The 20,165-nt window shown below is 71.9% G+C and carries 20 protein-coding genes and 1 pseudogene; 15 read left to right on the top strand and 6 right to left on the bottom strand.

The features are described from left to right. The first annotated feature begins 171 nt into the window (after positions 1–171). The 6 genes from ABZX85_RS17065 to ABZX85_RS17040 all read left to right on the top strand — a co-directional run bounded on the left by ABZX85_RS17065 (position 172) and on the right by ABZX85_RS17040 (position 5,414). Complete coding sequence (locus ABZX85_RS17065; RefSeq protein WP_355868376.1) at positions 172–1,704, top strand: ATP-dependent DNA ligase; 1,533 nt, start codon at positions 172–174, stop codon at positions 1,702–1,704. Beyond that, complete coding sequence (locus ABZX85_RS17060) at positions 1,701–2,168, top strand: NUDIX domain-containing protein (RefSeq protein ID WP_355868374.1); 468 nt, start codon at positions 1,701–1,703, stop codon at positions 2,166–2,168. The genes ABZX85_RS17065 and ABZX85_RS17060 overlap by 4 nt, the downstream gene beginning before the upstream one ends. 60 nt (positions 2,169–2,228) lie before the next feature. Then, positions 2,229–2,465 (top strand): DUF6213 family protein, encoded by a 237-nt coding sequence (locus ABZX85_RS17055; protein WP_355868371.1) that lies wholly within the window; start codon positions 2,229–2,231, stop codon positions 2,463–2,465. 170 nt (positions 2,466–2,635) lie between these two features. Next, positions 2,636–3,685 carry a type III polyketide synthase gene (locus ABZX85_RS17050; protein WP_355868368.1) on the top strand — a complete coding sequence of 350 codons (1,050 nt, stop codon included), beginning with the start codon at positions 2,636–2,638 and terminating at the stop codon, positions 3,683–3,685. Further along, entirely contained in the window at positions 3,682–4,896 is a 1,215-nt protein-coding gene (locus tag ABZX85_RS17045; RefSeq protein WP_355868365.1) for a cytochrome P450, read from the top strand. Before ABZX85_RS17050 ends, ABZX85_RS17045 begins: the two co-directional genes overlap by 4 nt. After that, positions 4,893–5,414 carry a cupin domain-containing protein gene (locus tag ABZX85_RS17040; protein WP_355868362.1) on the top strand — a complete coding sequence of 174 codons (522 nt, stop codon included), beginning with the start codon at positions 4,893–4,895 and terminating at the stop codon, positions 5,412–5,414. Before ABZX85_RS17045 ends, ABZX85_RS17040 begins: the two co-directional genes overlap by 4 nt. On the opposite strand, the gene ABZX85_RS17035 is transcribed toward ABZX85_RS17040, so the two are convergent. After that, a complete protein-coding gene (locus tag ABZX85_RS17035; RefSeq protein WP_355868359.1) occupies positions 5,411–6,637 on the bottom strand; it encodes an acyl-CoA dehydrogenase family protein in 1,227 nt (408 codons plus the stop codon). The genes ABZX85_RS17040 and ABZX85_RS17035 overlap by 4 nt on opposite strands. Positions 6,638–6,789: 152 nt before the next feature. Between ABZX85_RS17035 and ABZX85_RS17030 the strand changes: the two genes are divergently transcribed. Continuing rightward, entirely contained in the window at positions 6,790–7,434 is a 645-nt protein-coding gene (locus ABZX85_RS17030) for a TetR family transcriptional regulator (protein ID WP_355868356.1), read from the top strand. Here the strand turns inward: ABZX85_RS17030 and def are convergent. Next, positions 7,431–7,976 (bottom strand): peptide deformylase, encoded by a 546-nt coding sequence (gene def, locus ABZX85_RS17025; RefSeq protein ID WP_355868353.1) that lies wholly within the window; start codon positions 7,974–7,976, stop codon positions 7,431–7,433. The two genes, ABZX85_RS17030 and def, sit on opposite strands and share 4 nt — an antisense overlap. A gap of 154 nt (positions 7,977–8,130) precedes the next feature. Here def and ABZX85_RS17020 point away from each other — a divergent pair, with 154 nt between their 5' ends. From ABZX85_RS17020 to ABZX85_RS17000, 5 genes are all read left to right on the top strand, one after another. Beyond that, entirely contained in the window at positions 8,131–9,369 is a 1,239-nt protein-coding gene (locus tag ABZX85_RS17020) for a MurT ligase domain-containing protein (RefSeq protein WP_355868350.1), read from the top strand. Positions 9,370–9,384: 15 nt separating this feature from the next. Beyond that, positions 9,385–10,113, top strand: coding sequence for a glutamine amidotransferase (locus ABZX85_RS17015; protein ID WP_355868347.1), 729 nt, complete (start codon positions 9,385–9,387; stop codon positions 10,111–10,113). Between the two features lie 192 nt (positions 10,114–10,305). Further along, positions 10,306–11,331 (top strand): 6-phosphofructokinase, encoded by a 1,026-nt coding sequence (locus ABZX85_RS17010; RefSeq protein ID WP_355868344.1) that lies wholly within the window; start codon positions 10,306–10,308, stop codon positions 11,329–11,331. A 146-nt stretch (positions 11,332–11,477) separates the two neighbouring features. Continuing rightward, positions 11,478–12,428 carry a cytochrome c oxidase assembly protein gene (locus ABZX85_RS17005; RefSeq protein ID WP_355868341.1) on the top strand — a complete coding sequence of 317 codons (951 nt, stop codon included), beginning with the start codon at positions 11,478–11,480 and terminating at the stop codon, positions 12,426–12,428. Positions 12,429–12,490: 62 nt separating this feature from the next. Then, a complete protein-coding gene (locus tag ABZX85_RS17000) occupies positions 12,491–12,661 on the top strand; it encodes a hypothetical protein (protein WP_355868338.1) in 171 nt (56 codons plus the stop codon). A 3-nt stretch (positions 12,662–12,664) separates the two neighbouring features. Here ABZX85_RS17000 and ABZX85_RS16995 read toward each other — a convergent pair whose 3' ends face one another. The 4 genes and pseudogenes from ABZX85_RS16995 to ABZX85_RS16980 form a co-directional block, all read right to left on the bottom strand. After that, positions 12,665–13,870 (bottom strand): histidine kinase, encoded by a 1,206-nt coding sequence (locus ABZX85_RS16995; RefSeq protein WP_355868335.1) that lies wholly within the window; start codon positions 13,868–13,870, stop codon positions 12,665–12,667. 602 nt (positions 13,871–14,472) lie between these two features. Continuing rightward, a pseudogene (locus ABZX85_RS16990) lies at positions 14,473–16,164 on the bottom strand (cation acetate symporter); the annotation flags it as partial. A 13-nt stretch (positions 16,165–16,177) separates the two neighbouring features. After that, complete coding sequence (locus ABZX85_RS16985; RefSeq protein WP_355868332.1) at positions 16,178–16,540, bottom strand: hypothetical protein; 363 nt, start codon at positions 16,538–16,540, stop codon at positions 16,178–16,180. Between the two features lie 41 nt (positions 16,541–16,581). Next, the gene (locus tag ABZX85_RS16980) at positions 16,582–17,331 is read right to left on the bottom strand and encodes a LytTR family transcriptional regulator DNA-binding domain-containing protein (protein WP_355868329.1); all 750 of its coding nucleotides are present in this window, start codon (positions 17,329–17,331) and stop codon (positions 16,582–16,584) included. 77 nt (positions 17,332–17,408) lie between these two features. Here ABZX85_RS16980 and ABZX85_RS16975 point away from each other — a divergent pair, with 77 nt between their 5' ends. The 3 genes from ABZX85_RS16975 (at position 17,409) to rocD (ending at position 20,051) form a co-directional block, all read left to right on the top strand. After that, positions 17,409–17,909, top strand: a complete 501-nt coding sequence (locus ABZX85_RS16975) for an Lrp/AsnC family transcriptional regulator (protein WP_355868326.1) — start codon at positions 17,409–17,411, stop codon at positions 17,907–17,909. A 115-nt stretch (positions 17,910–18,024) separates the two neighbouring features. Beyond that, positions 18,025–18,834, top strand: coding sequence for a dimethylargininase (gene ddaH / locus ABZX85_RS16970; RefSeq protein ID WP_355868323.1), 810 nt, complete (start codon positions 18,025–18,027; stop codon positions 18,832–18,834). After that, on the top strand, positions 18,834–20,051 hold the full coding sequence (gene rocD, locus ABZX85_RS16965) for an ornithine--oxo-acid transaminase (protein ID WP_355868320.1): 1,218 nt from the start codon (positions 18,834–18,836) through the stop codon (positions 20,049–20,051). Before ddaH ends, rocD begins: the two co-directional genes overlap by 1 nt. Positions 20,052–20,165: the final 114 nt, after the last annotated feature.

Raw genomic sequence — 20,165 nt, 5'->3', positions numbered from 1 at the left:
GAGAACGCCGCCCGCCGGACTCCGGGGAGGCCCGCGCGAGAGAACGCCGCCCGCCGGACTCCGGGGAGGCCCGCGCGAGAGAACGCCGCCCGCCGGACTCCGGGGAGGCCCGCGCGAGAGAACGCCGCCCGCCGGGATGTGCTCCCGCCGCCCCCGTAGCACCATGGCCCTATGCTCCTGGCCCGGCTCGCCGAGGTCTCCCGGGAGGTCGCCGCCGCCTCGGCCCGCTCCCGCAAGACCGCGCTGCTCGCGGACCTCTTCCGCGAGACGGCCCCCGCCGACGTCCCCGTGGTCATCCCCTACCTCGCCGGCCGCCTCCCGCAAGGCAGACTCGGCATCGGCTGGAAACTCCTGAGCCGTACGACCGACCCCGCCCCGGCCCCGGCCCTCACCGTCCTCGACACGGACGCCCGCCTCACCGCGCTCGGCGCGATCAAGGGCACCGGCTCCCAGGCCGAACGCGCCCGCCTGCTCACGCAGTTGATGAGCGCGGCCACCGCCGACGAACAGCGCTTCCTGCTGGGCCTGTTGACGGGCGAGGTCCGCCAGGGCGCGCTGGACGCGATCGCCGTGGAGGCGCTCGCGCAGGCGACCGAGGCTCCCCCGGCGGACGTTCGCCGCGCGGTGATGCTGGCGGGCTCCCTGCAACCGGTCGCGGAGGCCGTCCTCAAGGAAGGCCCCTCGGCCCTCGCCGGCTTCCGGCTCACGGTCGGCCGCCCGGTGTTCCCCATGCTCGCCCACACCGCCGCCTCCACCGACGAGGCGCTCGCCAAGCTGGGCCCCTGCGCGGTCGAGGAGAAGCTCGACGGCGTCCGCGTCCAGCTCCACCGCGCCGCCTCCGAGATCCACGTCTACACCCGCACCCTCGACGAGATCACCGACCGCGTCCCCGAACTCACCGCCCTGGCCCGGCAGTTCGAGGCCACCTCGTTCATCCTGGACGGCGAGATCCTCGCCCTCGACCCGGCGACGGACCGCCCGCTCCCCTTCCAGGACACGGCGGGCCGCGTCGGCTCCCGCGTCGACGTCACGAAGGCCGCCGAGACGACGCCCCTGTCCCCCGTCTTCTTCGACGTCCTCTCCGTCGACGGCCGCGACCTCCTCGACCTCCCCTACCGCGACCGGCACGCGGAGCTGGCCCGGCTCGTCCCCGAGCCGATGCGGGTGCGCCGCGCGGTCGTGAGTGAGCCCGTGCCGGCCGCGGAGTTCCTCGCCGGGGCCCTGGCCAGGGGTCACGAGGGCGTCGTCCTCAAGGCGCTCGACGCGCCCTACAGCGCGGGCCGCCGGGGTGCCTCCTGGCTGAAGGTGAAGCCGGTCCACACCCTCGACCTGGTGGTCCTCGCCGTCGAGCGCGGGCACGGCCGCCGCACGGGCAAGCTCTCCAACCTGCACCTCGGCGCCCGGACCGCCGACGGCGGCTTCGCGATGCTGGGGAAGACCTTCAAGGGGATGACGGACGCGATGCTGACCTGGCAGACGGAACGGCTCGGGGCGCTGGCCACGGCGGACGACGGGTGGGTCGTCACCGTACGGCCCGAACTCGTCGTGGAGATCGCCTACGACGGGCTCCAGCGGTCCTCCCGCTATCCGGCGGGCGTCACGCTGAGGTTCGCGCGGGTCGTGCGGTACCGGGAGGACAAACGGCCCGAGGAGGCGGACACCGTGGAGACCCTGCTCGCCGCGCACCCGGAGGTGCGGCCGTGAAGCGCAGTGCCGGGCTGCTGCTGTTCCGGCGGCGGGAGGGGCGTACGGAGGTGCTGCTCGGGCACATGGGCGGGCCCCTGTTCGCGCGGAAGGACGCGGGGGCCTGGTCGGTGCCCAAGGGTGAGTACGGGCCCGAGGAGCCGGCGTGGGAGGCGGCGCGGCGCGAGTTCCGGGAGGAGCTGGGGCTCGAACCGCCGGACGGGGAGGCGATCCCGCTCGGCGAGGTCACGCAGGCCGGGGGCAAGGTCGTCACCGTCTGGGCGGTGGAGGCGGACCTCGATCCGGCGGCGGTCGTACCGGGGACGTTCCGCATGGAGTGGCCGCGCGGGTCGGGGCGGGTCCAGGAGTTCCCCGAACTGGACCGGGTCGCCTGGTTCGACCTCCCGGAGGCCCGCGCGCTCGTCGTGGCGGCGCAGAGCGCGTTCATGGACCGGCTGGAGCTGTCGGGGCACGGTGACGGCTAGTTCCGCAACATCATCATTGTTTGGCATGGTCTGTGCCGGTTGCGCGGTTACGATCGCTGCGTGAACCGCGAAGTGACTCTCCCTCTGATCGTCGACGAACGCGGCGATCTCCAGGTGGCCGCAGCCGACGTCAGCAAGTTGCTCCGCACCCTCGGCGGGCGCTGGCTCCACCTCGTGGAGGCCGGCGACTCCGGCTGGGACGAGGAGACCGTGGCCGAGCTGACCATCGAGCTGGCGAAACTCGCCGACCGCATCGACGTCGCCTGCATCGCGCACAGCAGCGGACGCACGCCCTAGACCTGCCGCGCCGCCGCTCGCCCGCCGAGGCTCCCCTGTCGCTGGAACGGAGTAGTTCCGCGCGAGATCGGCAGGAGCCCGGGTGATCGTGGGGGCACCACCCTCTCTGGTGGGGGCACCAACCTCTCTGAGGGACCCCGGTCCCCCGGACGGCGAAAGCAGGCTGGTTCATGGCGACTTTGTGCAGGCCCTCCGTGTCCGTGCCCGAGCACGTGATCACGATGGAGGAGACGCTGGAGCTGGCGCGTGAGCGGCACGCGGACCACCCTCAACTCCCGCTCGCGCTGCGGCTGATCGAGAACACGGGGGTCAAGACGCGGCACATCGTGCAGCCGATCGAGGAGACCCTCAAGCACCCCGGGTTCGAGGAGCGCAACCGGGTCTACATATCCGAGGCGAAGGCCCGGGTGCCCGCCGTGGTGCAGCGGGCGCTGGACGACGCGGAGCTGCTGACCTCGGACATCGACGTGATCCTGTACGTGTCGTGCACGGGGTTCATGATGCCCTCGCTGACGGCGTGGCTGATCAACGAGATGGACTTCGACCCCACCACCCGCCAGATACCGATAGCCCAGCTGGGCTGCGCGGCCGGCGGGGCGGCGATCAACCGGGCGCACGACTTCTGCACGGCCTACCCGCAGGCCAACGCGCTCATCGTGGCCTGCGAGTTCTGCTCGCTGTGCTACCAGCCCACCGACCTCGCGATCGGCTCCCTGCTGTCCAACGGCCTCTTCGGCGACGGCATCGCGGCGGCCGTCGTCCGGGGCCGGGGCGGCGAGGGCATCGAGCTGGAGCGCAACGGTTCGTACCTGATCCCGAAGACCGAGGAATGGATCATGTACGACGTCCGCGCGACCGGCTTCCACTTCCTGCTCGACAAGCGGGTCCCGGCGACGATGGAACCCCTCGCGCCGGCCCTCCAGGACCTGGCCGGCACGCACGGCTGGGACGCCGCCGACCTGGACTTCTACATCGTCCACGCCGGAGGCCCCCGCATCCTCGACGACCTGAGCAAGTTCCTCCAGGTCGACCCGCACGCCTTCCGCTTCAGCCGGGCCACGCTCACCGAGTACGGCAACATCGCGAGCGCCGTCGTCCTGGACGCGCTGCGCCGGATGTTCGACGAGGGCGGCGCCCCCGACCGGGCGCGCGGACTGCTCGCCGGGTTCGGTCCCGGCATCACCGCCGAGATGGCCCTCGGACGCTGGAGCCGCGCATGACCGAGGAGACGATCGCGCAGGCGGTCCGGCAGTGGCCCGCCCTCGATCTCCAGGGCACCGAGTTCGACCCCGTGCTGCGGGAGCTGATGGCCGAGGGGCCGGTGACCCGTATCCAGCTGCCGAACGGGGAGGGCTGGGCCTGGCTGGTGACACGGATGGACGACACGCGCATGGTCGTCAGCGATCCCCGGTTCAGCCGGGAGGCGGTGATGGACCGGCCGGTGACCCGGCTCGCCCCGCACTTCATCCCGGAGCGCGGCGCGGTCGGCTTCCTCGATCCGCCGGACCACACCCGGCTGCGGCGCTCGGTGGCCGCCGCGTTCACCATGCGGGGCGTGGAGCGCGTTCGGGAGAACTCCCGGCTGCTGCTGGACGGGCTGGTCGACGAAATGCTCGCCGAGGGGCCGCCCGCCGACCTCACGGCGGCCGTGCTGACACCGTTCCCGATCGCGGTGATCTGCGAGCTGATGGGGGTGCCGGCCGCCGACCGGCACGTCATGCACACCTGGACGCAGCTCATCCTGTCCTCCTCGCACGGCAGGGAGGTCAGCGAGAAGGCCAAGGCCGAGATGGGCGCGTACTTCGCCGATCTGATCGGGCTGCGCGAGGGCGCGTCCGGGGAGTCCGGGGAGGATGTCGCCTCGCTGCTGGGGGCGGCCGTGGGCAGCGGGGAGGTGACTCTCGACGAGGCCGTCGGGCTCGCGGTGCTGCTCCAGATCGGCGGCGAGGCCGTCACGAACAACAGCGGCCAGCTGTTCCACCTGCTGCTGACCCGGCCCGACCTGGTGGCGCACCTGCGTGCGGAGCCGCTGATCCGGCCCCGGGCCATCGACGAGCTCCTGCGGTGGATTCCGCACCGCAACGCCGTCGGGCTCTCCCGGATCGTGACGGAGGACGTCGAGGTCAGGGGGGTGCGGATGCGGGCGGGCGACGCGGTGTACGTGTCGTACCTGGCGGCGAACCGGGACCCGGCGGTCTTTCCCGACCCGGACACGATCGACTTCTCCCGCTCCCCCAATCCGCATGTCGCGTTCGGGTTCGGGCCGCACTTCTGTCCCGGGAACATGCTGGCCCGGCTGGAGGAGGAGCTGCTGCTGGACGCGGTCCTGGACCGGCTGCCGGGGCTGCGGCTCGCGGTGCCGGCGGATCAGGTGCCGTTCAGGAAGGGCGCGTTGATCCGGGGTCCCGAGTCGCTGCCGGTGACCTGGTGACGGCCCCGGAGGGGCTGCTCGTGCCGCCGGGGCACGGGCGGATCGTCGAGACCCCGGCGCAGCGGGTGACGTTCAAGGTGACCGGCGAGCATTCGCGGATGGCGTCCGCGTTCGAGGTGGAGGTGCCGCCGGGGTTCGACGTGGGGGCGCACGTCCACACGCGCAGCGAGGAGCTGTTCTACGTCCTGGAGGGCGAGCTGGACGTCCTCGCCTTCGAGCCGCGCGTCCGGACGCCGGACAACTGGCAGCGCTGGGAGTCGACTTCGGGCACCCGGGTGGTCCGGGCGACGCCGGGCACCGTCATCGTCGTCCCCCCGGGCTGCCCCCACGCGTTCGCGAATCCGACGGACGCCCCGGCGAAGATGTTCTTCCAGGCGTCCCCTCCCCCGGACCACGAGCGGTACTTCGAGGAGCTGCTGGAGATCCTGGGGAGCGGGGGGCCGCCGGACCACGAGGCGATCGAGGAGCTGCGCGGGCGCTACGACATCGAGCAGCTCACGCCGTTGAAGCACCGTTAGCGGATGGGAAACCCGGAGAGGGTACGCGCGATGACGAGCTTCTGGATCTCGCTCGTGCCCTCGAAGATGGTGTAGATCGCGGCGTCCCGGTGCATGCGCTCCACCGGGTACTCCCGCGTGTAGCCGTTGCCGCCGAGTATCTGGATCGCCTGGCCGGTGACCTTCTTCGCGGTCTCGCTGGCGAACAGCTTCGACATGGAGCCCTCGGCGGCGGTGAACGGCTTGCCGTTGATCGCCATCCAGGAGGCGCGCCAGACCAGGAGGCGGGCCGCGTCGATCTGGGTGCGCATCTCGGCGAGCTGGAAGGCGACGCCCTGGTTGTCGATGATGGGCCGCCCGAACTGCTCACGCGTCTTGGCGTAGTCGAGGGCGACCTCGTAGGCGGCGCGGGCGGTGCCGACGGCCATGGCGCCGACGGCCGGCCGGGACGCCTCGAACGTGGCCATCGCCGCGTTCTTCACGCGCTCCCCGCCCGACTTGGCCCGCTCGTGCGCCCGCGCGAGGCGCTCGTCCAGCTTCTCCTTGCCGCCGAGGAGGCAGGAGCCGGGGACGCGGACGTTGTCCAGGACGACCTCGGCGGTGTGCGAGGCGCGGATGCCGTGCTTCTTGAACTTCTGGCCCTGGGACAGCCCCTCGGTGCCGGGCGGGACGATGAAGGAGGCGTGGCCCTTGGAGCCGAGGTCGGGGTCGACGACCGCGACGACGACGTGGACGTTCGCGATACCGCCGTTGGTCGCCCAGGTCTTGGTGCCGTTGAGCACCCACTCGTCCTTGGCCTCGTCGTACACGGCGCGGGTGCGCATGGAGGCGACGTCGGAGCCGGCGTCGGGCTCGGAGGAGCAGAACGCGGCGACCTTCACGTCGTTGACGTCGCCGTACATCTGGGGAATCCAGGTGCCGATCTGTTCCTCGGTGCCGTTCGCGAGGACGCCGACGGCGGCGAGGCCGGTGCCGACGATGGACAGGGCGATGCCGGCGTCGCCCCAGAACAGCTCCTCCATCGCCATGGGGATGCCGAGGCCGGTGGCGTCGAAGTACTGCTGGGCGTAGAAGTCCAGGGAGTAGATGCCGACCTTGGCGGCTTCCTGGATGACCGGCCAGGGGGTCTCCTCGCGTTCGTCCCACTCCGCGGCGGCGGGGCGGATGACGTCGGCGGCGAAGCCGTGGAGCCAGTCCCGGACCTCTTTCTGCTCGTCGTTGAGTTCCATGGTGAACTCGGCCATGACTCCTCCAGCGCGGCGGTGCACAAACAGTGATACTTAAGAGCATGTTACTAGCGGTAACCCAAGTGTGTTACCCGCCAGTAGTAAAAGTCAACTCCAGACGCAGGTGTTAGTTTGCGCAGGCGTGACCGAAACACCACAGGGGAGCGAAAATGGACACCTCACAGCGGACCGAGCAGCAGAGGTCTGCTGACCGCCGGCGCCGCGAGCTGCTGGAGGCCGCGGACCGGGTGGTGCTGCGGGACGGACCGCAGGCGTCGATGAACGCGATCGCCGCGGAGGCTGGGATCACGAAGCCGATCCTGTACCGGCACTTCGGGGACAAGGGCGGACTCTACGCGGCCCTCGCCATGCGCCACACCGACGCGCTGCTCGCCTCCCTGCGGGCCGCGCTCGACGCCCCGGCCGAGCGGCGCGAGCGGGTCGAGGCGACCCTCGACACGTACCTCGCCGCGATCGAGGCCCGCCCCCAGGTGTACCGGTTCCTCATGCACCCCGCCGAGGGGACGTCCGGCGGCGACCAGGGCTTCGACGTCGGCCGGCACTCCGCGCCGCTGCTCAAGCGCATGGGCGAGGAGCTGGCCCAGGTCATCGAGGAGCGGCTGGACCTGGGGCCGGGCGGACAGCAGGTGGCCCGGGTCTGGGGACACGGCATCGTCGGCATGATGCACGCGGCCGGGGACTGGTGGCTGGGGGAACGGCCGTGCGAGCGGGCCGAGTTGGTGCGGTGCCTGGCGGATCTGCTGTGGGGGAGGCTGGCGGCGGCGGGGGACCGAGTCGGGGGTCCCGGGTTCTAACCGCCACGGTTCCAGGGCGCCTTGCTCACCTGCTTCATCAGCTTCCGGCGCCGGCGCCCCTCCACCCGGTCCGCGTACGTCTTCCCCGCCAAGTGGTCCATCTCGTGCTGGAGGCACCGTGCGAAGAAGCCGGTGCCCTCCACCCTGATCCGCTCACCTGTCACCGTGAAGCCCTCGACGACCGTCTCGTCGTAGCGTTCCGTCCCCGCCTCCAGGCCCGGCAGGGAGAGACAGCCCTCGGGGCCCCGGATCACCAGGCCGCCGGTGCTGATCAGGCGGGGGTTGACGAGGTGGCCGCGGTGCTGGACGTCCTCGTCGTCGGGGCAGTCGTACACGAAGACGCGCAGGGACTCGCCGACCTGGTTCGCCGCGAGGCCGACGCCCTCGGCGGCGTACATCGTCGCGAACATGTCCTCGACGAGCGCCGCCAGTTCGGGGGTGAAGGCGGTGACATCGGTGCAGGGGGTGTGAAGAGACGGTGCGCCGTGCACGGTGACGGGGCGGACTCGCCCGCGCGTGCCCGGGATGGAGCGGTGCGGCATAGCGGTAAGGGTACGGTCTTGTGACACGCGCATGTCGATCGGCCGTGAGGCGGTGGCGGGATTCGGGAGTGCGAATGGATCTCGATAGGCTGGCCACTACACCACGTTGTCGTCAGGCAGAGGCGCGGCGCGTACGAAGGAGGATCGAGGACTGATGGCAGGCAACTCGGACCCGCTCACGCCGCGGGCCAAGATCGCCGTGACCGCGGGCAAAGCGGTCGCCGCGGCATCCCGGGCCGCCGGCCGCGGCAGCGGCTCGGTGATCGGTGGCAAGGTCGCCCTGAAACTCGATCCCGACCTCCTCGCCCGGCTCGCCCAGAACCTGGACGTCGTCCTCGTCTCGGCCACCAACGGCAAGACCACCACGACCCGGCTGATCGCCGAGGCCCTGCGCGCGGCGGGCCCGGTCGTCTCCAACGCCCTCGGCGCGAACATGCCCGCGGGCATCACCTCGGCGCTCGCGGGCGGTTCGGACTCCCGGTACGGCGTGATCGAGGTCGACGAGAAGTACCTCGCCGGAGTCGCCCGCGACACCGACCCGAAGTGCATCGCGCTGCTCAACCTCTCCCGTGACCAGCTCGACCGCGCCGCCGAGACCCGCATGATGGCGGAGGCTTGGCGCGAGGGGCTGGCCGGCTCGAAGGCCGTCGTCGTCGCCAACGCGGACGACCCGCTGGTGGTGTGGGCCGCGTCCTCCTCGCACAACGTCATCTGGGTCGCGGCCGGCCAGATGTGGAAGGACGACGCCTGGTCCTGCCCGTCCTGCGGCGGCGTCCTCCAGTGGCCCGGCGACGACTGGTACTGCGCGGAGTGCGGTTTCCGCCGCCCGCAGCCGAGTTGGGCCCTCTCCGGTGACCACGTCATCGACCCGCACGGCTCCGCCTGGCCGATCCACCTCCAGCTCCCGGGCCGCGCCAACAAGGCCAACGCCGCCTCCTCGGCCGCCGTCGCCGCGGTGTTCGGGGTGCCGCCGCAGGTCGCCCTGGAGCGCATGTACCAGGTCCAGGCGGTCGCCGGCCGCTACGACGTCGTCCAGTTCCAGGGCCGCGACCTGCGGCTGCTGCTGGCGAAGAACCCGGCGGGCTGGCTGGAGACGTTCAGCCTGATCGATCCCGCGCCCGCGCCGGTGATCCTCTCGGTGAACGCGCGCGGCGCGGACGGCACGGACACCTCCTGGCTGTGGGACGTCGACTACACGCGGCTGACCGGGCACCCGATCTGTGTCATCGGCGACCGCAAGCTCGACCTCGCGGTCCGGCTCGAAGTGGCGAACCAGCACTTCCAGGTGTTCGACTCGGCCGACCAGGCGGTGGCGGCGTGCCCGCCCGGCCGCATCGAGGTCATCGCCAACTACACGGCCTTCCAGGATCTGCGCCGCCGCGTCGGCAACTGAGGGGATGTTCAACCAGTGAGCGACAACCAACTGCGGGTCGTCTGGGTCTACCCCGACCTGCTGAGCACGTACGGCGACCAGGGCAACGTCCTGGTCGTCGAGCGGCGGGCGCGGCAGCGCGGTCTGGACGTGGCGCGGCTCGACGTCCGCAGCGACCAGCCGATCCCGACGTCCGGGGACATCTACCTGATCGGCGGCGGCGAGGACCGTCCGCAGCGGCTCGCGGCGGAGCGGTTGATCCGGGACGGGCACCTCTACCAGGCGGTGAACAACGGCGCGATCGTCTTCGCGGTCTGCGCCGGCTACCAGATCCTGGGCCACGAGTTCGTCAACGACCAGGGCCAGCGCCAGCCGGGCCTCGGCCTGCTCGACGTGACGACCGTGCGCGGCGAGGGCGAGCGGTGTGTCGGTGACGTCCTCGCGGACATCGACCCCCGGCTCGGCCTGCCGCAGCTCACCGGGTTCGAGAACCACCAGGGCGTCACGCACCTCGGCCCGACGGCCCGCCCCTTCGCCCGGGTCCAGATGGGCAAGGGCAACGGCACGGGCGACGGCACGGAAGGCGCGTACAACGACACCGTGTTCGGCACGTACATGCACGGTCCGGTGCTCGCGCGCAACCCGCTGATCGGCGACCTGTTGCTGAAACTCGCACTCGACGTGAACGCGCTCCCGCCGTGCGACGACCGCTGGTACGAGGCGCTGCGGGGCGAGCGGATCGCGGCGGCCCAGCAGCCCGCCTGACCTGTGTGTTCACCTGCTTTTCGGGGCACCGTCAACAGCCCGTCTGACGGTGCCCCCGCGCAGGTGAGCGGGTACGTCCAGCAGACGGACGCACCCTTCGGATCGACCCCTTCCTGACGCTAGGGTGTGCGGGAATCGTGCCGGACGACGTGGTCCGGTCTCCGGCCCACGTGAAGAAGGTTGTTGCGGGCTATGCGCATTGGTGTCCTCACGTCCGGCGGCGACTGCCCCGGTCTGAACGCGGTCATCCGGTCCGTCGTGCACCGTGCCGTCGTCGACCACGGCGACGAGGTCATCGGTTTCCGGGACGGCTGGAAGGGCCTCCTGGAGTGCGACTACCTCAAGCTCGACCTCGACGCCGTGGCGGGCATCCTCGCGCGCGGCGGCACCATCCTCGGCTCCTCCCGCGTCCAGCCCTCCCATCTGCGGGACGGCGTGGAGCGCGCCAAGGGGCACGTCGAGGAGCTGGGGCTGGACGCGATCATCCCGATCGGCGGTGAGGGCACCCTCAAGGCCGCACGCCTCATGTCCGACGCCGGTCTGCCCGTCGTCGGCGTGCCGAAGACCATCGACAACGACATCGCCGTCACCGACGTCACGTTCGGGTTCGACACGGCCGTCGGGGTCGCGACGGAGGCGCTGGACCGGCTCAAGACCACCGCCGAGTCGCATCAGCGGGTGCTCGTCGTCGAGGTGATGGGGCGGCACACCGGCTGGATAGCGCTGCACTCCGGGATGGCGGCCGGGGCGCACGCCATCGTCGTCCCGGAGCGGCCCTTCGACATCGACGAGCTGACCCGGCGGGTCGGGGAGCGGTTCGAGGCGGGGAAGCGGTTCGCGATCGTCGTCGCGGCGGAGGGGGCGAAGCCGAAGGCCGGGTCCATGGCGTTCGACGAGGGCGGTAAGGACATCTACGGGCACGAGCGGTTCGCGGGCATCGCCCGGCAGCTCTCCGTCGAGCTGGAGAACCGGCTCGGGAAGGAGGCGCGGCCGGTGATCCTCGGGCACGTGCAGCGGGGCGGGACGCCCACCGCGTACGACCGGGTGCTGGCGACGCGCTTCGGCTGGCACGCCGTGGAGGCCGTGCACCGCGGGGAGTTCGGCCGGATGACCGCGCTGCGCGGCACGGACATCGCGATGGTGCCGCTGGCGCAGGCGGTGGAGACGCTGAAGACGGTGCCGCAGGAGCGGTACGAGGAAGCGGAGTGCGTTCTCTAGCCGTCTGCCGGGTGCGGGTCCGCTGTGGCTGGTCGCGCAGTTCCCCGCGCCCCTGGGTGGGTCTGCTCCCCCGGTGTCAAGAGGTGCCGGGGGTCGCTCTACTCTTGTAGGCGCATATTTCCCCCACCTGATCTGGAGCCGCCCTTATGGATCACAGCGGGCACGGCATGACGATGGATCTGCCGCCGTTCACGCTGGGGCGGGGGCTGGAGTGGTCCGTCGATCCCTTCTTCCTGGTCGCGTGTGTGCTGGGGCTCGGGCTGTACGGGTGGGGGGTGCTGCGGCTGCGGCGGCGGGGGGACTCCTGGTCGTGGCTGCGGACCGTGTCCTTCGTGCTCGGCGTGCTGACCGTCGCGCTCGTGATGTGCACGAAGCTGAACGACTACGGCATGGTCATGTTCAGCGTGCACATGGTGCAGCACATGGTCATCAGCATGGTCTCGCCGATCCTCGTGCTCCTCGGGGCGCCGATGACGCTGGCGCTGCGGGCGCTGCCGGTCGCCGGGAAGGGCCGCAAGGGGCCGCGTGAACTGCTGCTGATGCTGCTGCACAGCCGGTACATGAAGGTGATCACGCACGCCGCGTTCACGATCCCGCTGTTCATCGCATCGCTGTACGCGCTGTACTTCACGCCGCTGTTCGACACGCTGATGGGGTCGAAGGCCGGGCACATCGGCATGATGGTGCACTTCTTCGCCGTCGGCATGGTGTTCTTCTGGCCGATCATCGGCGTCGACCCGGGCCCGAACCGCCCCGGCTACCTGATGCGGATGCTGGAGCTGTTCGCCGGCATGCCGTTCCACGCGTTCTTCGGCATCGCGCTGATGATGGCGTCCACCCCGATGGTGAAGACGTTCGAGAACCCGCCCGCCTCCCTCGGCGTCGACGCCCTCTCCGACCAGAGCGCGGCCGGCGGCATCGCGTGGGCGTTCAGCGAGATCCCCTCCGTGATCGTCCTCATCGCCCTCCTCTTCCAGTGGTACGGCTCCGAACAGCGCCAGGCCAAGCGCAAGGACCGGGCCGCCGACCGGGACGGCGACAAGGAGCTGGAGGCGTACAACGCCTATCTCGCGTCCCTGAACTCACATTCGCGTTGATCCCGAGGCACCATGGGTTGTGGACACGCCCAGCGGAGGGCGGCCCTGAGGAGGGTGTCGCGATGGCCGGTTCCACGGACAGTTCCACCAAGACCATGGGGGTGGTCACCGTCGGCGGACTCGTCGCGGTGACGGCCTACACGGTCGCGCTCGGCAGCAACGGCTGGCTGTGGTTCGGCTGGGTGGTGCTGGGGCTGATCACGCTGGCGCTCGTCGTGCTGCGTCAGCCCTGAGGTTCACTGCGGTGCCAGCCGGGCGGCCGAGTGGACGCCCGGCTGGTACTTCGGGAGGCGGGCGGTGATCTTCATGCCGGCGCCGGGGGCCGTCTCGATGACGAGGCCGTAGTCGTCGCCGTAGACCTGGCGGAGCCGGTCGTCGACGTTGGAGAGGCCGATGCCGCCCGAGGGGCTGACGGCGCCCGCGAGGATGCGGCGCAGCAGCTCCGGGTCCATGCCGGCGCCGTCGTCCTCGATGACGACGGTGGCCTCGGCGCCGGTGTCCTGCGCGGTGATCTTTATGTGGCACTTGTCGGCCTTGCCCTCCAGTCCGTGCTTGACCGCGTTCTCCACGAGCGGTTGCAGGCACAGGAACGGCAGGGTGACCGGGAGGACCTCGGGGGCGATCTGGAGGGTGACGGCGAGCCGGTCGCCGAAGCGGGCGCGGACGAGGGCCAGGTAGTGGTCGATGGCGTGGAGTTCGTCCGCGAGGGTCGTGAAGTCGCCCTTCCTGCGGAACGAGTAGCGGGTGAAGTCCGCGAACTCCAGGAGCAGTTCACGCGCCCGCTCGGGGTCCGTCCGGACGAACGAGGCGATCACCGCGAGCGAGTTGAAGATGAAGTGCGGGGAGATCTGCGCGCGCAGCGCCTTGATCTCCGCCTCGATCAGCCGGGTGCGGGAGTCGTCGAGATCGGCGAGTTCGAGCTGTACGGAGACCCAGCGGGCGACCTCGGCGGCGGCGCGGACGAGGACGGCGGACTCCCGCGGTGCGCACGTGACGAGCGCGCCGTGCACCCGCTCGTCCACGGTCAGCGGGGCGACCACCGCCCAGCCGACGGGGCACTCCGGGACCTCGCAGGTCAGCCGGAACGCCTCCCCCCGGCCTGTCTCGAGCGCCCCGGAGAGCCGCTCCATGATCTCCGCCCGGTGATGCGCCCCCACCCCGTCCCACGCCAGGACCCGCTTCTCGTCCGTCAGGCACAGCGCGTCCGTCCCCAGCAGTGACCTCAGCCGCCGCGCCGACTTCCGCGCGGAGTCCTCGGTGAGCCCCGCCCGCAGCGCCGGCGCGGCCAGCGAAGCCGTGTGCAGCGTCTGGAACGTCGCGTGCTCCACCGGTGTCCCCAGGCCCCCGAGCACCTCGGGCCGGGCCGTGCGCCGCCCCAGCCAGAAGCCCGCGGCGAGCAGGGGAAGCGCCGCGACCAGCAGTCCGGCGAGGAAACCGCTCATGGGCCGGGCTCCGGGGGGTGGGGGGCGGACTCCGGGAGGAGGGGGGTGCGGGTCTGGGCGTCGTCATGGGGTGGAGGGGTGCTCTGCGACGGGACGCGGTCATGGCGAGCCGGGGCGGCGAACTCCGCCCCTCCCGGACCCGGTCCGGCCGAGGCATCCGGCACCGGCCCGCCTTCGGGGGACGCCGGCTGCGGGGGCACCCGGTCATGGACGCGGGCGGCGCCCGAACCGTACGCGTCACCACGCGGCACGGGCTCGCACGACGCCGGCCCGTCGGCAAGCGGAGTCGGCCGGGGAGGCATCCGGTCCTGTGCCCGCGCGACGCCCGGTGTCTTCCCCGCCGGCCCGGCACCCGGCGCCGACCCCTCTGCGGTGCCCGCCCCCGCCCCGCTCAGCGGCAGTACGCCCTCGGCGTGCGGCCCCTCACGTGAAGACACCCGGTCCTGCGCCCGCCCGGCAGCCGTGTCCGCCCCGGCGCCCGACGCGGTCCCGCCCGGCTCGGTGCTCGGCTCCGGTTCTTCCGGCGCGCGCCCCGCCCCGCCCCTCACCGGCTCCTCCCCCACCCCGTAGGAAACAGCCGCCCCCGGCCCCCGGCCCTCCGCCAGGGCCTCCGGCAGGTGGAAGCGGGCGAGGATGGCGGCGGTGCCCGGGGGGACCCGGCCGGGGGTGGCGAGGGAGACCAGGATCATCGTGAGGAAGCCGAGGGGGACGGACCAGAGGGCGGGCCAGGCCAGCAGGGCGTGGAGGGTGCCGGTCACCGGGAGGCCCGCCATCGTGGTCGCCACGGCGACGAACGCCGCGCCGCCGCCCGCCAGCATGCCCGCCGCCGCGCCGGGCGGGGTGAGGCGGCGCCACCAGATGCCCAGGACCAGCAGGGGGCAGAAGGAGGACGCGGAGACAGCGAAGGCGAGGCCGACCGCGTCCGCGACGGGGAGGCCGCCCACGAGGAGGCTCGCCGCGAGGGGCGCCGCCATCGCCAGCGCCGTACCGAGGCGGAAGTGCCGTACTCCCCGGGCCGGGAGGACGTCCTGGGTGAGGACTCCCGCGACCGCCATCGTGAGGCCGGAGGCGGTCGAGAGGAACGCGGCGAAGGCGCCGCCCGCGACGAGCGCGCCGAGGAGGTCGCCGCCGAGCCCGCCGATCACCCGGTCCGGCAGCAGGAGGACCGCCGCGTCGGCGTCGCCGGTGAGGGCGAGTTCGGGGGCGTAGAGGCGGCCGAGGGCGCCGTACAGCGGGGGCAGGAGGTAGAACGCGCCGATGAGCGCCAGCACCGTCACCGTCGTCCGCCGGGCCGCGACGCCGTGCGGGCTGGTGTAGAAGCGGACGACGACGTGCGGGAGGCCCATGGTGCCGAGGAAGGTCGCGAGGATCAGGCCGTACGTGGCGTACAGGGGGCGTTCCTCGCGGCCCGCCGCGAGCGACGTCGACATGCCGCCGTTGCTGCCGCGGTCGGCGGTGGGGACGTCCGCGCCCTGCGGGAAGACCAGCCTCGTGCCGCGCTCCACGCGGTGGGTGCCCATCGGCAGGCTCACCTCCGTGCCGGTGTACCGGCGGCCGTCCACCCTTCCGGTCACCTTCACGGTCAGCGGGCTCGCGAGGTTCAGATCGAGGGTCGCGTCGATGCGGACGGACCGCTGCTCACGGAAGGTCGCCGGCTCGTCGAAGGCGCGTTTCGGCCCCCCGTCACCGTGCCAGGCCAGCGCCAGGAAGAGCGCGGGGACGAGGAGCGCGGTCAGTTTCAGCCAGTACTGGAACGCCTGTACGAACGTGATGCTGCGCATGCCGCCCGCCGCGACGGTCGCGGTGACGACGACGGCGACGATGACCCCGCCGAGCCAGCCGGGCGCCCCCGTGAGGACCGTCAGCGTCAGCCCGGCGCCCTGGAGCTGGGGCAGCAGGTACAGCCAGCCGACGCCGACGACGAACGTCCCCGCGAGCCGCCGCACCGTCCGCGACGCGAGCCGCGCCTCCGCGAAGTCGGGCAGCGTGTAGGCGCCGGAGCGGCGCAGCGGGGCGGCGACGAAGAGCAGGAGGACCAGGTATCCGGCGGTGTAGCCGACCGGGTACCAGAGCATGTCGGGGCCCTGGACGAGGACGAGCCCGGCAATCCCGAGGAACGACGCGGCGGACAGGTACTCCCCGCTGATCGCGGCGGCGTTCAGGCGCGGGCCGACGGTCCGGGAGGCGACGTAGAAGTCGGACGTCGTCCGCGATATCCGCAGCCCGAACGCGCCGACGAGGACGGTCGCGACGACGACGAGCGCGACGGCCGGGATCGCGTACGAGGGGTTCATCGCTCTCCGGCGTTCATTTGTCCTCGACCAGGCGTACGAAGTCCCTCTCGTTGCGTTCGGCGCGGCGGACGTACCAGGCGGCCAGCAGGACCAGCGGGACGTACAGCCCGAACCCGAGGATCAGCCAGGTCATGCGGCGGGCGCCGGGCAGGGAGGCGAAGAGGAGGGGGAGCGGGCCGACGAGGAGCGCGAGGACGGCGGCGACAGTGAGCGCGGCCCGCAGCTGGCTGCGCATGAGGGAGCGGACGTAGGTGTGGCCGAGGGTGGTCTGTTCGTCGATCTCGGTGCGCGGGCGGTAGGCGCCGGAGGGGCGCCTGGTGCGGCGGGGCGGGCCGGTGACGGTGACGCGGCGCTCGGCGGGGTCCTGGTGGGGCACCTGTCAGAGTCTCCTCGTCGGCGGCGGGCGGTAGGGCGTTTTCACGTTCTCCTCATCAGCAGGTCCCGCAGTTCACGCGCGTGGCGCCGGCTGACCTGGAGCTCCTCGGCCCCGACGAGGACGCTCACCGTACCGGCGTCCAGGCGCAGTTCGCGTATGTGGCGCAGGGCGACGAGGTGGCGGCGGTGGATACGGACGAAGCCGCGGGCGCGCCAGCGCTCCTCCAGGGTGGACAGGGGGATGCGGACGAGGTGGCTGCCCTGGCCGGTGTGCAGGCGGGCGTAGTCGCCCTGGGCCTCGACGTGGGTGATGTCGTCGACGGAGACGAAGCGGGTGACGCCGCCGAGCTCGACGGGGAGGTGGTCGGGGTCGGGTTCGTGGACGGGGATGTGCGGGGCGGCGCCGCGCAGTTCGGCGGCGCGGCGGACGGCCTCGCCGAGGCGCTCCTTGCGGACCGGCTTGAGGACGTAGTCGACGGCCTTGAGGTCGAACGCCTGGACGGCGAAGTCCTCGTGGGCGGTGACGAACACGATCAGCGGGGGGCGGGCGAAGCCGGTCAGGAGCCGGGCGAGGTCGAGCCCGTCCAGCCCCGGCATCTGGATGTCGAGGAACACCACGTCGATCGCCTCGGGCCCGCCCGGTCCCGACTCCAGCGCCCGGTTGATCCGCCGCAACGCCTCGGTCGCGTCCCCGGCACCCTCGACACTCCCTATCCGCGGATCGGCGTTCAGCAGATAGAGCAGCTCCTCCAGGGAGGGGCGTTCGTCGTCGACGGCGAGGGCGCGCAGCATGAATGGGGAGTGTAGGGGGGAACGCGGCTTGTGCACACGTACCGGGGGTCTGCGTATCCGCTGGATACAGTGCCCGCATGAACTCTGGCGCGGCCCCCTTCGACGAGCTGGACCGGAAGATCGTGACGGCGTTGATGGCGAACGCGCGGTCCAGTTTCGCCGAGATCGGGACGGCGGTGGGGCTGTCGTCGACGGCGGTGAAGCGGCGGGTGGACCGGCTGCGGGAGACCGGGGTGATCACGGGGTTCACGGCGACGGTGAAGCCGGCCGCGCTGGGCTGGCGCACGGAGGCGTACGTGGAGGTGTACTGCGAGGGCGCCGCGCCCCCGAGGCGGCTCGCGGAGGTGGTGCGCAACCATCCGGAGATCACGGCGGCGATGACGGTGACGGGCGGGGCGGACGCGCTGCTGCACGTGCGGGCGCGGGACGTGGAGCACTTCGAGGAGGTGCTGGAGCGGATCAGGACGGAGCCGTTCATCCGGAAGACGATCAGCGTGATGGTGCTGTCCCATCTGCTGCCGGAGGCACCGGAGGCGGGGGCCAGCGGACCCGCACCAGACGTGCGTGAAGGCGCTTGAACACGCAGCATTCCTGCGTCGACACGCAGCGCAGCTTCCTTGTCCTGCGCCCCGGCGAGTTCCTACCGTTGATCACGTCTCGTAGATTTCGCTGGAAAAGCGGAGGAACACCTCTGTGTACGACTCCCGTGTGGCGCGCTCCCGGCGCTTCCTGGTCTGCGAACCCAGGCACTTCGCCGTGCAGTACGCGATCAACCCCTGGATGCATCCCGACACCCCCGTCGACGTCGATCTCGCGCAGGAGCAGTGGCAGTCGCTGATCCGCGCCTACCGGACCCACGGCCACACCGTGGACACCGTCGAGCCCGCCCCCGGCCTGCCGGACATGGTCTTCGCCGCGAACTCGGCGGTCGTCGTGGACGGCCGGGTCCTCGGCGCCCTCTTCCACGCGCCCGAGCGGCGCCCCGAGTCCGTCCACTACGACACCTGGTTCAAGACCGCCGGGTACGACGTGCGCCGTCCGGAGCACGTCGTCGAGGGCGAGGGCGACCTCGTCTGGACCGGCCGCTACCTCCTCGCCGGCACGGGTTTCCGCACGACGCGGGAGGCGCACCGCGAGGCGCAGGAGTTCTTCGGCCGGCCGGTGATCGCGCTGACGCTGACCGACCCGTACTTCTACCACCTGGACACGGCGCTGTTCGTGCTGGACGACGACAACATCTGCTACTTCCCGGAGGCGTTCTCCCCGGGCAGCCGTGAGGTGCTGGCCGGGCTGTACCCGGACGCGGTCCTCGCGACCCGGGACGACGCGCTGGCGTTCGGCCTGAACTCCGTCTCCGACGGCCGGCACGTCTTCATCGCCCCGCGCGCCGAGGCGCTGGCCGCGCGGCTCGCCGACCACGGCTACGTCCCCGTCCCCGTCGACCTCTCGGAGTTCCACAAGGCCGGCGGGGGCATCAAGTGCTGCACCCAGGAGATCCGCTGATGACGATGGTGTCCGAACCGCGTACCTCTGCCGAGCTGATCCGCGCCGAGGAGCCGGTCCTCGCCCACAACTACCATCCGCTGCCGGTCGTGGTGGCCCGCGCGGAGGGCGCCTGGGTCGAGGACGTCGACGGCCGCCGCTACCTGGACCTGCTCGCCGGGTACTCGGCCCTCAACTTCGGCCACCGCCACCCGGCGCTGATCGAGGCGGCGCACCGCCAGCTGGACCGCCTCACCCTCACCTCCCGCGCCTTCCACAACGACCGTCTCGCCGAGTTCGCCGAACGCCTGGTGAAGCTGACCGGCTACGACATGATGCTCCCGATGAACACGGGCGCGGAGGCCGTGGAGAGCGGCATCAAGCTCGCCCGCAAGTGGGCGTACGACGTGAAGGGCGTCCCCGACGGGCAGGCGACGATCGTCGTCGCCGCCGACAACTTCCACGGCCGCACGACGACGATCGTCAGCTTCTCCACGGACGAGACGGCCCGCGCCGGCTTCGGTCCCTTCACCCCCGGTTTCCGGATCGTCCCGTACAACGACCTCGCCGCGCTGGAGGCGGCGATCGACGAGACGACGGCGGCGGTCCTGATCGAGCCGATCCAGGGCGAGGCGGGCGTCCTCGTCCCGGACGACGGATACCTCTCCGGCGTACGGGAGTTGACCCACCGCACCGGCTGCCTCTTCATCGCCGACGAGATCCAGTCCGGGCTCGGCCGCACCGGTCACACCCTCGCCGTCCAGCACGAAGGGGTCGTCCCGGACGCGGTGCTCCTCGGCAAGGCCCTCGGCGGCGGCATCGTCCCCGTCTCGGCGGTCGTCGGCCGCCGCGAGCTCCTCGGTGTCCTCCACCCCGGCGAACACGGCTCCACCTTCGGCGGCAACCCCCTCGCGGCAGCGGTCGGCACGGCCGTCGTCGACCTCCTGGAGACGGGCGAATTCCAGCGCCGGGCCAGGGAGTTGGGGGTCGTCCTGCACAACGGCCTCACCGGCCTGCTGGGCCACGGCGTCGTCTCCTTCCGCTCCCGCGGCCTCTGGGCCGGCGTCGACGTGAACCCGTCCCTCGGCACCGGCCGCGACATCAGCGAACGCCTCATGCGAGAGGGCGTCCTGGTCAAGGACACCCACGGCTCCACCATCCGCATCGCCCCACCCCTGTGCATCACGGAGGAGGAACTCCGCTCGGCGATCGGGGTGTTGGGGAACGTGCTGGGCTGATCGCGGGCCGGGTTCCCTCTACGCTTGGATCTGCGGTGACAGGTCCGGCGAACAGGGGGAACCCAGGTGTCCGATGATCCGGAGGAGTCTGAGGACGGGGAGCACCGCGGCTCG

The organism is Streptomyces sp. NPDC004539 (assembly GCF_040610055.1).
In the GTDB taxonomy this organism is placed as follows: domain Bacteria; phylum Actinomycetota; class Actinomycetes; order Streptomycetales; family Streptomycetaceae; genus Streptomyces.
Note: the sequence above shows the minus strand (reverse complement) of the source record. Positions and strands in the feature narration are given on the sequence as shown.

What these genes read in the sequence shown, in the direction of transcription:
- ABZX85_RS17065 (WP_355868376.1), top strand. Translation starts at nt 172, where the DNA reads ATGCTCCTGGCCCGGCTCGCCGAGGTCTCCCGGGAGGTCGCCGCCGCC.
- ABZX85_RS17050 (WP_355868368.1), top strand. Translation starts at nt 2,636, where the DNA reads ATGGCGACTTTGTGCAGGCCCTCCGTGTCCGTGCCCGAGCACGTGATC.
- ABZX85_RS17045 (WP_355868365.1), top strand. Translation starts at nt 3,682, where the DNA reads ATGACCGAGGAGACGATCGCGCAGGCGGTCCGGCAGTGGCCCGCCCTC.
- ABZX85_RS17035 (WP_355868359.1), bottom strand. Translation starts at nt 6,637, where the DNA reads ATGGCCGAGTTCACCATGGAACTCAACGACGAGCAGAAAGAGGTCCGG.
- ABZX85_RS17030 (WP_355868356.1), top strand. Translation starts at nt 6,790, where the DNA reads ATGGACACCTCACAGCGGACCGAGCAGCAGAGGTCTGCTGACCGCCGG.
- def (WP_355868353.1), bottom strand. Translation starts at nt 7,976, where the DNA reads ATGCCGCACCGCTCCATCCCGGGCACGCGCGGGCGAGTCCGCCCCGTC.
- ABZX85_RS17020 (WP_355868350.1), top strand. Translation starts at nt 8,131, where the DNA reads ATGGCAGGCAACTCGGACCCGCTCACGCCGCGGGCCAAGATCGCCGTG.
- ABZX85_RS17010 (WP_355868344.1), top strand. Translation starts at nt 10,306, where the DNA reads ATGCGCATTGGTGTCCTCACGTCCGGCGGCGACTGCCCCGGTCTGAAC.
- ABZX85_RS17005 (WP_355868341.1), top strand. Translation starts at nt 11,478, where the DNA reads ATGGATCACAGCGGGCACGGCATGACGATGGATCTGCCGCCGTTCACG.
- ABZX85_RS17000 (WP_355868338.1), top strand. Translation starts at nt 12,491, where the DNA reads ATGGCCGGTTCCACGGACAGTTCCACCAAGACCATGGGGGTGGTCACC.
- ABZX85_RS16995 (WP_355868335.1), bottom strand. Translation starts at nt 13,870, where the DNA reads ATGAGCGGTTTCCTCGCCGGACTGCTGGTCGCGGCGCTTCCCCTGCTC.
- ABZX85_RS16980 (WP_355868329.1), bottom strand. Translation starts at nt 17,331, where the DNA reads ATGCTGCGCGCCCTCGCCGTCGACGACGAACGCCCCTCCCTGGAGGAG.
- ABZX85_RS16975 (WP_355868326.1), top strand. Translation starts at nt 17,409, where the DNA reads ATGAACTCTGGCGCGGCCCCCTTCGACGAGCTGGACCGGAAGATCGTG.
- rocD (WP_355868320.1), top strand. Translation starts at nt 18,834, where the DNA reads ATGACGATGGTGTCCGAACCGCGTACCTCTGCCGAGCTGATCCGCGCC.